The sequence below is a fragment of the Streptomyces angustmyceticus genome, from assembly GCF_040701845.1.
Lineage (GTDB): Bacteria > Actinomycetota > Actinomycetes > Streptomycetales > Streptomycetaceae > Streptomyces > Streptomyces angustmyceticus_A.
Map to the genome: position 1 here is coordinate 158,772 of NZ_JBFBHQ010000012.1, position 12,558 is coordinate 171,329.

Sequence of the window (12,558 nt, forward strand, 5' to 3'; positions counted from 1 at the left end):
TTCGCATCCTACGGCCGGCCAACTGGCCGATGGCGGGCCTCCAACTTCTTGACCTGGTCAAGCCAGAAAACGTACTTCTCTTGCTTGGACGCTTTCCACGGCAGAAGACCGTCGCCCTTGGCCAGTTGGTAGAACCCTGGCCCGGGATCGTTGGCGCCGCAGTACCCCACGAGGGCGGAGAGCATCAACGCCATTCGATCAGGTGCAGCTGGCGGGAGAAGTTTTTGGTCCAGCCTGACACCGCTTGAGCAGGTATCCCATCGCGGCCCTGCCGCCCGGTTGGTCGAAGTCGAACCCCCTCAGAGCAGTGTCCTGGACCAAGGCTGCGTGCAGATCGCTGTACGAGATCGGCTTGACCGAGGCCGCGACCTCGGTCAAGAACGGCCGTCCCCACTCCGTCAGTTGAATCCACTCAGCTTCGTCGCGGCCGTACATGGATACCCCTCTCAACATGGCCCCGCTCCTCCCCTCAGGGCTTGGTGCCCCGTCACAACATCCTGGCAGCGCTGACCACCCCGCGTACCCACGCGCCGACAGAAAGTGGATGGATGCAGACCTCCCCCGAACCCCGGTCAGGGCCTCGCGCGTGACGGCTGCGAGGCCCTGGCGGGTCCCGTGGGGGACGTGTTCCTCTTCAACGAGCGGAGCCTCCCCGGGGCACCCAAGAGCCCGGCGCCGGAGATCGCCGCCGCGCGCCGGGCCGCACAGGCCGGCCTCTGTCCACAGGTCCGGGCTGAGGCCCTGTTCACATGCCGATGACAAGCAGCAGCGGATGCCGAAGCGCCGGCCGTCCCCGCCGCCCGCCGAGCCCGCATCAGCCGTCCCGCAAGCCGCCCCGCCACCGGCGGAGCCGCCACGGCAGGCAAGGGAGCCGGGCCGGACGCCACGGCTCCCGCGGGCCGCCGCCCGCCGATGCCGGACGACGGCGGTCCGGGAACGGTGATTGTCGGTCCCGGTCAGTAGGGTGGTGTGCATGGCAGACCCCAGCAGCTACCGACCCAAGCCGGGACAGATCCCCGACTCGCCGGGGGTCTATAAGTTCCGCGACGAACACGGCCGTGTCATCTACGTCGGCAAGGCCAAGAGCCTGCGCCAGCGCCTGGCCAACTACTTCCAGGACCTGGCCGGCCTCCATCCGCGGACGCGCACGATGGTCACCACCGCGGCCGCCGTGGAGTGGACCGTCGTCACCACCGAGGTCGAGGCGCTCCAGCTCGAATACACCTGGATCAAGGAGTTCGACCCGCGCTTCAACGTCAAGTACCGCGACGACAAGAGCTATCCGTACCTCGCGGTGACCCTCAACGAGGAGTTCCCGCGCGTCCAGGTCATGCGCGGCGCCAAGAAGAAGGGCGTGCGCTACTTCGGTCCGTACGGCCATGCCTGGGCCATCCGCGAGACCGTCGACCTGATGCTGCGCGTCTTCCCGGTGCGGACGTGCTCCGCGGGCGTCTTCAAGCGCTCCGCACAGATCGGCCGCCCCTGCCTGCTCGGCTACATCGGCAAGTGCTCGGCCCCCTGCGTCGGCCGGATCTCCCCGGAGGACCACCACGAACTCGCCGAGGAATTCTGCGACTTCATGGCCGGCCGCACCGGCGCCTACCTCCGCCGCCTGGAGCGTCGGATGCAGGACGCCGCCGAGGAGATGGAGTACGAACGCGCCGCCCGGATCCGCGACGACATAGGCGCCCTCAAGCGGGCCATGGAGAAGAGCGCCGTCGTCCTCGCCGACGCCACCGACGCCGACCTGATCGCCGTCGCCGAGGACGAACTCGAAGCCGCCGTCCAGATCTTCCATGTCCGCGGCGGCCGGGTGCGCGGCCAGCGCGGCTGGGTGACGGACAAGGTCGAGGCCGTCACCACCGGCGGCCTCGTCGAGCACGCCCTCCAGCAGCTGTACGGCGAGGAGCGGGGCGACGCCGTCCCCAAGGAGGTCCTGGTCCCGGCGCTCCCCGAGCCGGTCGAACCGGTCGCGCAGTGGCTCTCCGAGCGCCGCGGCTCGCAGGTCTCGCTGCGCATCCCGCAGCGCGGCGACAAGAAGGACCTGATGGCCACGGTCGGCCGCAACGCCCAGCAGGCCCTGGCCCTCCACAAGACCAAGCGCGCCTCCGACCTCACCACCCGCTCCCGCGCCCTGGAGGAGATCGCCGAGGCGCTCGGCCTGGACGCGGTGCCGCTGCGCATCGAGTGTTTCGACATCTCCCACCTCCAGGGCGACGACGTCGTCGCCTCGATGGTGGTCTTCGAGGACGGTCTCGCCCGGAAGAGCGAATACCGCCGCTTCCAGATCAAGACCTTCCAGGGCCAGGACGATGTCCGGTCCATGCACGAGGTCATCGGCCGCCGCTTCAAGCGCTACCTCCAGGAGAAGCAGAAGTCCGGCGAGTGGACGGAGGAGCCGGCCGGCGCCTCCCCGGAGGACGGCAACGGCCTCACCGATGGCGGCGACCCGGTCACGGCCCGCGACGGCGAGCCGGAGCCGGACCCCCTGGCCGGCCGCCCGACCGACGAGGACGGCCGCCCCAAGCGGTTCGCCTACCCGCCCCAGCTCGTGGTCGTCGACGGCGGCGCCCCGCAGGTCGCGGCCGCCCGCCGGGCCCTGGACGAGCTCGGCATCGACGACGTCGCCGTGTGCGGCCTGGCCAAGCGCCTCGAAGAGGTCTGGCTGCCCGAGGAGGACGACCCGGTGGTGCTGCCGCGCAGCAGCGAGGGCCTCTACCTCCTCCAGCGCGTCCGCGACGAGGCACACCGCTTCGCGATCACCTACCAGCGCAGCAAGCGCGGCAAGCGGCTGAAGTCCTCCCCCCTCGACGCCGTCGCCGGACTCGGCGACACCCGCCGCCAGGCGCTGCTCAAGCACTTCGGCTCGGTGAAGAAGCTGCGGGCGGCGACGGTCGACGAGATCTGCGAGGTCCCGGGCGTCGGTCGCAAGACCGCGGAGACGGTCGCCGCGGCGCTGGCCGGGGCGGCGCCGTCCGCCCCCGCGGTGAACACCGCCACAGGAGAGATCATTGAGGATGACGGGGCCCCACCGGCCGCGTTGTCGGCAGAACGGGGGCAGGAACGATGAGCACACCGCACGAAGCGCAGGAATCCGAGAGAGACGGTGCACAGGTGAGTACGGGCACGACCGACCAGGGCGAGAGCGCCGCGATCCCCGAGTTGGTGATCATCTCCGGGATGTCCGGTGCCGGCCGGAGCACGGCCGCGAAGTGTCTGGAGGACCTCGGCTGGTTCGTCGTCGACAACATCCCGCCCGAGCTGATCGCGCCGATGGTCGAGCTCGGCGCCCGCTCGCAGGGCAACGTCGCCCGGATCGCGGTCGTCGTCGACGTCCGCGGCCGCCGCTTCTTCGCCAACCTCAAGGAGTCGCTGGCCACCCTCGACGCGCAGAACGTCAAGCGCCGCATCGTCTTCCTGGAGTCCTCCGACGAGGCCCTGGTGCGCCGCTTCGAGTCGGTGCGCCGCCCGCACCCCCTCCAGGGCGACGGCCGGATCGTCGACGGCATCCTCGCCGAGCGCGACCTGCTGCGCGAGCTGCGCGGCGACGCCGACCTGGTCATCGACACCTCCAGCCTCAACGTCCATGAACTCCGCGCCAAGATGGACGCCCAGTTCGCCGGCGAAGAGGTCCCCGAGCTGCGCGCCACGGTCATGTCCTTCGGCTTCAAGTACGGCCTGCCGGTCGACGCCGACATGGTCATCGACTGCCGCTTCATCCCCAACCCGCACTGGGTGCCCGAGCTGCGCCCCTTCACCGGTCTCAACGACGAGGTCTCCAGCTACGTCTTCAGCCAGCCGGGCTCCAAGGAGTTCCTGGACGGCTACGCCGAGCTGCTGCGGATCGTGGCCGAGGGCTACCGCCGTGAGGGCAAGCGCTATGTGACCATCGCCGTGGGCTGCACGGGCGGCAAGCACCGCAGTGTCGCGATGTCCGAGAAGCTCGCCCGCCGCCTGGTCTCCGAAGGGGTGGAAACCGTCGTTGTCCACCGGGACATGGGGCGCGAGTGAGCGGGCGGGCACCACGGCTGCGCAGGGTCCGGCGATTCGTCCCCAGCGGCCGTATGACGAAGGGGGCCACCCCCAAGGTGGTGGCACTGGGCGGCGGCATGGGCCTGTCCGCCTCGCTCACGGCGCTGCGCCGGATCACCGGTGACCTGACCGCGGTCGTCACGGTCGCCGACGACGGCGGCTCCAGCGGCCGCCTCCGCGACGAGCTGGGCGTCCTGCCGCCCGGCGATCTGCGCAAGGCGCTGGCCGCGCTGTGCGGCGACGACGACTGGGGCCAGACCTGGTCGAGGGTGATCCAGCACCGCTTCACCAGCGAGGGCGAGCTGCACGACCACGCGGTCGGCAACCTGCTGATCGTCGCGCTGTGGGAGCAGCTCGGCGACCATGTCCAGGCGCTCGACCTGGTCGGCAGGCTGCTCGGCGCGCACGGCCGGGTGCTGCCCATGTCGGCGGTGCCCCTGGAACTCCAGGCCCAGGTCAAGGGCCATGAAGAAGGCCGTCCGGACGCGATCACCACGGTCCGCGGCCAGGCCACCGTCGCGCTCACCCGTGGGGAGGTGCAGTCCGTCCATGTGGTCCCCGAGGACCCGCCGGCCGTTCCCGAGGCGGTCGCCGCGGTGCGTGACGCCGATTGGGTGGTGCTCGGACCGGGCTCCTGGTTCTCCTCCGTGATCCCGCATCTGCTGGTGCCGGAACTGCGCGAGGCGCTGGAGGAGACCCAGGCGCGAAAGGTCCTTTCGCTCAACCTTGCGCCCCAACCGGGAGAAACCGATGGCTTCTCCCCGCAGCGTCATTTGGAGGTTTTGGCCCGACACGCCCCTAAACTCGCCTTCGACGTGGTGCTGGCCGACAAGGCCGCCGTGCCCGACATCGACGGTCTGACGGTTGCCGCGAAGCAGCTGGTCGGCAGCGAGGTCGAGCTGGCGGCGGTCGCCGCACAAGGAGACGACGCCCGGTCGAGTGCCGGGGGAGCCCCCGACCGGCACGACCCGGAGCTGCTGGCAGCCGCGTACGACCGTATTTTTCGGATGCATGGAAGGATCGGCCCATGGCGATGACGGCAGCGGTGAAGGATGAAATCTCCCGGCTCCCCGTCACCCGGACCTGCTGCCGGAAGTCGGAGGTCTCGTCGATCCTGCGGTTTGCGGGCGGTCTGCACCTGGTCAGCGGGCGCATCGTGATCGAGGCGGAGCTGGACACGGGCATCGCCGCCCGGCGGCTGCGCAAGGACATCCTGGAAATCTTCGGGCACAGCTCCGACCTGGTGGTGATGGCCCCCGGCGGCCTGCGGCGCGGCAGCCGCTACGTCGTACGGGTCGTCGCCGGCGGGGATCAGCTGGCGCGCCAGACCGGTCTGGTGGACGGCCGCGGCCGCCCCATCCGCGGGCTGCCGCCCCAGGTGGTGTCCGGCGCGACCTGCGACGCCGAGGCGGCCTGGCGCGGCGCCTTCCTGGCCCACGGCTCGCTGACCGAGCCCGGCCGCTCCTCGTCGCTGGAGGTCACCTGCCCCGGACCCGAGGCGGCGCTCGCCCTCGTCGGCGCCGCCCGCCGGCTCGGCATCGGCGCCAAGGCCCGGGAGGTACGCGGGGTGGACCGCGTCGTCGTCCGTGACGGTGATGCGATCGGCGCGCTGCTGACGCGGCTCGGCGCCCACGAGTCGGTGCTGGCGTGGGAGGAGCGGCGGATGCGCCGCGAGGTGCGTGCCACCGCCAACCGCCTCGCCAACTTCGACGACGCCAACCTCCGCCGCTCGGCGCGCGCCGCGGTCGCCGCCGGTGCCAGGGTGCAGCGGGCGCTGGAGATCCTGGGCGAGGAGGTGCCCGAGCACCTCGCGGCGGCCGGCCGGCTGCGCATGGAGCACAAGCAGGCCTCCCTGGAGGAGCTGGGCGCCCTCGCCGACCCGCCGCTGACCAAGGACGCGGTCGCCGGCCGGATCCGCCGGCTGCTGGCGATGGCCGACAAGCGTGCCCAGGACCTCGGCATCCCCGGCACGGAGTCCAACCTCACCGAGGAGCTCGCGGAGGGCATGGTCGGCTGAACCCCGCCGGCCGTTCTCCCGTATGCGCCCCCGGCGCCCGCACTGGGCACCGGGGGCGCCGCGCTTCGCGGAGGCGATGACGGGGCGCGTCCGGGTGCACGTCAGAGGGGCTGAAGGGCGCTCACTTGAGCACCTTTCGCCGCCGATGTCAATGTCACGTACGTCTCTTGCAGGGGGTAGGGTCGGAGACGGTCGGGGACAGCCCATACAGCTCGCCGATAACCCATCGGCGTACCTAACGAGGAGATCGGTTCGTGACGATCCGCGTAGGCATCAACGGATTCGGCCGCATTGGTCGCAACTACTTCCGCGCGCTCCTGGAGCAGGGCGCGGACATCGAGATCGTCGGTGTCAACGACCTGACCGACAACGCCACCCTGGTTCACCTGCTGAAGTACGACACCATCCTGGGTCGCCTCAAGCAGGACGTCAGCCACACCGACGACACCATCACGGTCGGCAACCAGACCTTCAAGACGATGGCCGAGCGCGACCCGGCGAACCTCCCCTGGGGTGAGCTCGGCGCCGACATCGTCATCGAGTCGACCGGCATCTTCACCAAGAAGGCCGACGCCGAGAAGCACATCGCGGCCGGCGCCAAGAAGGTCCTGATCTCCGCGCCCGCCAAGGACGAGGACATCACGATCGTGATGGGCGTCAACAACGACAAGTACGACGCCGCCAAGCACCACGTCATCTCCAACGCCTCCTGCACCACCAACTGTGTGGCGCCCATGGCGAAGGTGCTCGACGAGAACTTCGGCATCGTCAAGGGCCTGATGACCACGGTCCACGCGTACACCAACGACCAGCGCATCCTGGACTTCCCGCACAGCGACCTGCGCCGCGCCCGGGCCGCCGCGGAGAACATCATCCCGACCTCGACCGGTGCCGCGAAGGCCACCGCCCTGGTCCTCCCGCAGCTCAAGGGCAAGCTGGACGGCATCGCCATGCGCGTCCCGGTCCCCACCGGCTCGGTCACCGACCTGGTGCTGGAGCTCGACCGCGAGGTCAGCAAGGACGAGATCAACGCTGCGTTCCAGAAGGCCGCCGAGGGCCAGCTCAAGGGCATTCTCGAGTACACCGAGGACCCGATCGTCTCCTCGGACATCGTGAACTTCCCGGCCTCCTGCACCTTCGACTCCTCCCTGACGATGTCGCAGGGCAAGCAGGTCAAGGTCGTCGGCTGGTACGACAACGAGTGGGGCTACTCCAACCGCCTGGTGGATCTGACCACCTTTGTCGGCGGCCAGCTCTGACCGCTGGTTGACACCTGAGGCACCGAGATGTGAGGACGGGGCTCGTATGACGCGAAGATGCGTCGTACGGGCCCCGTCCCGTGACCGACCTACGCAAACGGAGTCACTTCCTCATGAAGACGATCGACGACCTCCAGGTCGCCGGACAGCGCGTCTTTGTCCGCGCTGATCTCAACGTGCCGCTGGACGGCACCACCATCACCGACGACGGCCGGATCCGCGCCGTCGCCCCGACGATCGCCAAGCTCGTCGAGCGCGGCGCCAAGGTGATCGTCGCCTCGCACCTGGGCCGTCCCAAGGGTGCTGTGGACCCCGCCTTCTCGCTGGCCCCCGCGGCCCGGCGGCTGGGCGAGATCCTCGGGCAGGACGTGGCGTTCGCGACCGACACGGTGGGTGACTCCGCCCGCTCCGTGACCGGGGGCCTCGCCGACGGCCAGGTGGCCGTCCTGGAGAACCTCCGCTTCAACGCGGGCGAGACCAGCAAGGACGACGCCGAGCGCGGCGCCTTCGCCGACCAGCTCGCCGCCCTCGCCGACCTGTACGTGGGCGACGGCTTCGGCGCGGTGCACCGCAAGCACGCCTCCGTCTACGACCTGCCCCGGCGCCTGCCGCACGCCGCCGGTGACCTGATCGCCGCCGAGGTCACCGTCCTGAAGAAGCTCACCGAGGACGTCAAGCGCCCCTACGTCGTCGCGCTGGGCGGCGCCAAGGTCTCCGACAAGCTCGCCGTCATCGACCAGCTCATCGAGAAGGCCGACCGCATCCTGGTCGGCGGCGGCATGGCGTACACCTTCCTCAAGGCCAAGGGCCACGAGGTCGGCATCTCGCTGCTGCAGGAGGACCAGGTCCCGGCCTGCCTGGAGTACCTGGCACGGGCCGAGAAGCGCGGCGTGGAGTTCGTCCTCCCCGTCGACGTGCTGGTCTCCGGCGAGTTCCCGGACCTGAAGACCAAGGCTCCGGCCCACCCCGACATCGTCGCCGCGGACGCCATCCCGGCCGACAAGGAGGGCCTGGACATCGGCCCGAAGACCCGCGAGCTCTACGCCGCGAAGCTCGCCGACGCGGGCACCGTCTTCTGGAACGGTCCGATGGGCGTCTTCGAGCACCCCGACTACGCCGGCGGCACCAAGGCCGTCGCGCAGGGCCTGCTGGACTCGGACGCCTTCACCGTCGTCGGCGGCGGTGACTCGGCCGCCGCCGTGCGCCTGCTGGGCTTCGACGAGAATGCATTCGGCCATATTTCGACCGGCGGCGGCGCCAGCCTCGAATACCTCGAAGGCAAGACGCTGCCCGGCCTCGCCGCTCTGGAGGACTGAACAACGTGACTGACCGTACCCCGCTGATGGCGGGCAACTGGAAGATGAACCTCAACCACCTCGAGGCCATCGCCCACGTCCAGAAGCTCGCCTTCGCGCTCGCCGACAAGGACTTCGACGCCGTGGAGGTCGCCGTCCTGCCGCCCTTCACCGACCTGCGGTCGGTGCAGACGCTGGTCGACGGCGACAAGCTCAAGATCAAGTACGGCGCCCAGGACATCTCGGCGCACGACGCCGGCGCCTTCACCGGCGAGATCTCCGGCGCGATGCTGTCCAAGCTCAAGTGCGCCTACGTGGCCGTCGGGCACAGTGAGCGCCGCCAGTACCACGGCGAGAACGAAGAGATCTGCAACGCCAAGGTCAAGGCCGCGTTCAAGCACGGCCTGACCCCGATCCTGTGCGTCGGCGAGGGCCTGGAGGTCCGCAAGGCCGGCAACCAGGTCGCGCACACCCTCGCCCAGGTCGACGGCGGTCTGCTGGACGTCCCGGCCGAGCAGGCCGAGACCATCGTGATCGCCTACGAGCCGGTGTGGGCCATCGGCACCGGCGAGGTCGCCACCCCCGAGGACGCGCAGGAGGTCTGCGGTGCCATCCGCGGCCGCCTCGCCGAGCTCTACAGCCAGGAGCTGGCCGACAAGGTCCGCATCCAGTACGGCGGCTCGGTCAAGTCCGGCAATGTCGCCGCGATCATGGCGCAGCCCGACGTCGACGGCGCGCTGATCGGCGGTGCGGCGCTGGACGCGGAGGAGTTCGTGAAGATCGTCCGCTTCCGCGACCAGTAGCAGCTATGACGAGGGGGAACCCTCGTCGTACCCTGTCGGGGCCGGGACCGGTGCAGCAGCGCCGCCCCCGGCCCCGCACCGTCCGGTGCGGATATCGTGATCCATACGTCCGTCCGTCAGTCCTAGAGAGTTGGTCCAGCCGTGGTCATCGGGTTCTCGATCGCCCTCATCGTCTTCAGCCTGCTGCTGATGATGCTGGTGCTCATGCACAAGGGGAAGGGCGGCGGCCTGTCCGACATGTTCGGCGGCGGTATGCAGTCCTCGGTCGGTGGCTCCTCGGTCGCCGAGCGCAACCTCGACCGCATCACCATCGTGGTGGGTCTGCTGTGGTTCGCCTGCATCGTCGTGCTCGGCATCCTGATGAAGCTCAGCAACTGACGCTGCGTCGGAGGTGCGGCCTATCATTGAGGGAGGCGTCCTCGGACGGGTAACTCCAGCCACTGGACGCGCGTTGGGCCTTACGTAGACTGGGGCGTTCCGCAGCGCAGCTGCTGCGAGAGGCTGTGCAGCACCATTACGCAGGGAGTTACGACCGTGGCAAGTGGCAACGCGATCCGAGGAAGTCGGGTCGGGGCGGGGCCGATGGGGGAGGCCGAGCGCGGCGAGTCCGCGCCGCGCATCCGCATCTCCTTCTGGTGCTCCAACGGGCACGAGACGCAGCCCAGCTTCGCCGGCGATGCGCAGGTTCCGGACACCTGGGACTGCCCGCGCTGTGGTTTCCCGGCAGGCAAGGACCGGGACAGCCCGCCGGACCCGCCGCGCACCGAGCCGTACAAGACCCACCTCGCCTACGTCCGGGAGCGGCGCAGCGACGCCGACGGCGAGGCGATCCTCGCGGAGGCGCTCGCCAAGCTCCGCGGCGAGATCTGACGGACCCGCACACACACCGGCCGGCCCGGCCGGGGGGAGACACCACCCTCCGGCCGGGCCGTTCGCGTCCCCGCCGCCCTGCGCGGCGTCCCGCCGGCCGCCCGTCCTGTCAGGCACCTCCGGCAGGAAAGCGCCGCCGGGCCATGGCCGTTGCGGCGCGACCGGGCGCTGTGCGCGTGCTGCCCGCGACGGCCCCGGGGCCCTCGTGCCGATACCTGTTCTTCAGGTGCCCGACAGCGGCCCGTCCGGCAGTGGACAGATACCTCCCCCCGCTCTCGGCTTGGCTCGAGTGGGAGGTGCCGCCATCGCGCGCTGATCAATTAGGTTGGGGGATGGCGGGGCCGGTACGAGATGAAGAAGGCTGATGTCCGAGATGAACGCAGAAGGCCGCAGCAGGCTCGATCAGTTGCCTGAGTGGACCGCGCTGGGCAAGCACCGCGAGCAGATGGCGCAGGTGCATCTGCGCGAGCTGTTCGAGCGGGATCCGGGGCGCGCCGAGCGCTACACCCTCCAGGTCGGCGATCTGCACCTGGACTTCTCCAAGCAGCTGGTCACCGACGAGACGCTGCGGCTGCTGCGCGACCTGGCCGCGGCGACCGGTGTGGCCGAGCTGCGGGACGCGATGTTCCGCGGGGAGAAGATCAACATCACCGAGCAGCGCTCCGTGCTGCACGTCGCGCTGCGCGCCCCCGCCTCCGAGGCCATCATGAGCGACGGCGAGAACGTCGTCCCCGGAGTGCACCACGTCCTGACGAGGATGGGCACCTTCAGCGACCGGATCCGCTCCGGCGACTGGAAGGGCCACACGGGCCGGCGCATCAAGACCGTCGTGAACATCGGCATCGGCGGCTCGGACCTGGGTCCGGCGATGGCGTACGAGGCACTGCGCGCCTACAGCCACCGGGACATGCAGTTCCGCTTCGTCTCCAATGTGGACGGCGCCGATCTGCACGAGGCGGTCCGCGACCTGGACCCGGCCGAGACGCTGTTCATCGTCGCCTCGAAGACCTTCACCACCATCGAGACCATCACCAACGCCACCTCGGCGCGCGACTGGCTGCTGACCGGTCTGGGGGCCGGCCAGGAGGCCGTCGCCAAGCACTTCGTGGCGGTGTCGACCAACGCCGAGAAGGTGGCGGAGTTCGGCATCGACACGGACAACATGTTCGAGTTCTGGGACTGGGTCGGCGGCCGCTACTCCTACGACTCCGCCATCGGCCTGTCGCTGATGGTGGCGATCGGCCCGGAGCGCTTCCGCGAGATGCTGGCCGGCTTCCACCTCGTCGACGAGCACTTCCGCAGCGCCCCGCCGGAGGAGAACGCCCCGCTGCTGCTGGGGCTGCTGGGCATCTGGTACGGCAACTTCTGGGACGCCCAGGCGCATGCCGTGCTGCCCTACAGCCACTACCTCTCCAAGTTCACCGCCTATCTGCAGCAGCTGGACATGGAGTCCGACGGCAAGTCCGTGGACCGCGAGGGCCACCGGGTCACCTGGCAGACCGGCCCCGTCGTCTGGGGCACGCCCGGCACGAACGGCCAGCACGCCTACTACCAGCTGCTCCACCAGGGCACGAAGCTGATCCCGGCCGACTTCATCGGCTTCGCCCGGCCGGTCGACGATCTGCAGCCGGGCCTGGTCGCCCAGCACGACCTGCTGATGGCCAACCTGTTCGCCCAGGGCCAGGCGCTGGCGTTCGGCAAGACGCCCGAGGAGGTGCGGGCCGAGGGCGTGGCCGAGGAGCTGGTGCCGCACAAGACGTTCCCGGGCAACCGCCCCACCACCACCATCCTGGCCGGCGAACTCAGCCCGTCGGTGCTGGGCCAGCTGGTCGCGCTCTACGAGCACAAGGTGTTCGTCCAGGGCGCGGTCTGGAACATCGACTCCTTCGACCAGTGGGGCGTGGAGCTGGGCAAGGTCCTCGCCAAGCGCGTCGAGCCGGCCCTGACGGAGGGCGCCGAGGTGCCGGGCCTGGATGCCTCCACGGCCGCTCTGGTCACCAAGTACCGGGCGCTGCGCGGGCGTTGATCCGGGGGATCGCCGCCCGGTGACCGCGGCGACGCCGAAGGCCCCGCCCCATTCGGCGGATTCCAGGGGTCGTTGCAACACGTGGTTGGTTGGTCAGGCCGCGAGCAGTTTATGCAGGCGCTCGGTTGGGGTTTCCCAGCCGAGCGTTTTGCGTGGGCGGTCGTTTAGTTCGGTGGCGACCGCGTCGAGGTGCTCACGGGGGTGGACTGCGAGGTCGGTGCCCTTGGGGAAGTACTGCCGCAGCAGACCGTTGGTG

11 protein-coding genes are annotated in these 12,558 nt (G+C 70.0%); 10 read left to right on the forward strand and 1 reads right to left on the reverse strand.

What is annotated here, in order from left to right; all coding sequences use genetic code 11:
- Positions 1–973: 973 nt before the first annotated feature.
- From uvrC to pgi, 10 genes are all read left to right on the forward strand, one after another.
- On the forward strand, positions 974–3,070 hold the full coding sequence (gene uvrC, locus AB0411_RS24250) for an excinuclease ABC subunit UvrC (RefSeq protein ID WP_366419386.1): 2,097 nt from the start codon (positions 974–976) through the stop codon (positions 3,068–3,070).
- Positions 3,067–4,011: an RNase adapter RapZ gene (gene rapZ, locus AB0411_RS24255; RefSeq protein WP_366419387.1), complete on the forward strand. Its 945-nt coding sequence runs from the start codon at positions 3,067–3,069 to the stop codon at positions 4,009–4,011. The genes uvrC and rapZ overlap by 4 nt, the downstream gene beginning before the upstream one ends.
- Positions 4,008–5,069 carry a gluconeogenesis factor YvcK family protein gene (locus tag AB0411_RS24260; RefSeq protein ID WP_366419388.1) on the forward strand — a complete coding sequence of 354 codons (1,062 nt, stop codon included), beginning with the start codon at positions 4,008–4,010 and terminating at the stop codon, positions 5,067–5,069. The genes rapZ and AB0411_RS24260 overlap by 4 nt, the downstream gene beginning before the upstream one ends.
- A complete protein-coding gene (gene whiA, locus AB0411_RS24265) occupies positions 5,060–6,049 on the forward strand; it encodes a DNA-binding protein WhiA (protein ID WP_018091880.1) in 990 nt (329 codons plus the stop codon). Before AB0411_RS24260 ends, whiA begins: the two co-directional genes overlap by 10 nt.
- A 254-nt stretch (positions 6,050–6,303) precedes the next feature.
- Complete coding sequence (gene gap / locus AB0411_RS24270; protein WP_159747301.1) at positions 6,304–7,308, forward strand: type I glyceraldehyde-3-phosphate dehydrogenase; 1,005 nt, start codon at positions 6,304–6,306, stop codon at positions 7,306–7,308.
- Positions 7,309–7,421: 113 nt separating this feature from the next.
- Complete coding sequence (locus tag AB0411_RS24275) at positions 7,422–8,624, forward strand: phosphoglycerate kinase (protein WP_366419389.1); 1,203 nt, start codon at positions 7,422–7,424, stop codon at positions 8,622–8,624.
- A 5-nt stretch (positions 8,625–8,629) separates the two neighbouring features.
- Positions 8,630–9,406 (forward strand): triose-phosphate isomerase, encoded by a 777-nt coding sequence (tpiA, locus tag AB0411_RS24280; protein ID WP_366419390.1) that lies wholly within the window; start codon positions 8,630–8,632, stop codon positions 9,404–9,406.
- Between the two features lie 141 nt (positions 9,407–9,547).
- On the forward strand, positions 9,548–9,784 hold the full coding sequence (gene secG / locus AB0411_RS24285; protein ID WP_086719581.1) for a preprotein translocase subunit SecG: 237 nt from the start codon (positions 9,548–9,550) through the stop codon (positions 9,782–9,784).
- A gap of 156 nt (positions 9,785–9,940) precedes the next feature.
- Entirely contained in the window at positions 9,941–10,276 is a 336-nt protein-coding gene (locus tag AB0411_RS24290) for an RNA polymerase-binding protein RbpA (RefSeq protein ID WP_016578660.1), read from the forward strand.
- 373 nt (positions 10,277–10,649) lie between these two features.
- On the forward strand, positions 10,650–12,302 hold the full coding sequence (gene pgi, locus AB0411_RS24295) for a glucose-6-phosphate isomerase (RefSeq protein ID WP_366419399.1): 1,653 nt from the start codon (positions 10,650–10,652) through the stop codon (positions 12,300–12,302).
- 93 nt (positions 12,303–12,395) lie between these two features.
- Here the strand turns inward: pgi and AB0411_RS24300 are convergent.
- Positions 12,396–12,558, reverse strand: a 163-nt coding sequence (locus tag AB0411_RS24300; RefSeq protein ID WP_437043169.1) for a transposase, incomplete at its 5' end; no start/stop codon positions are given.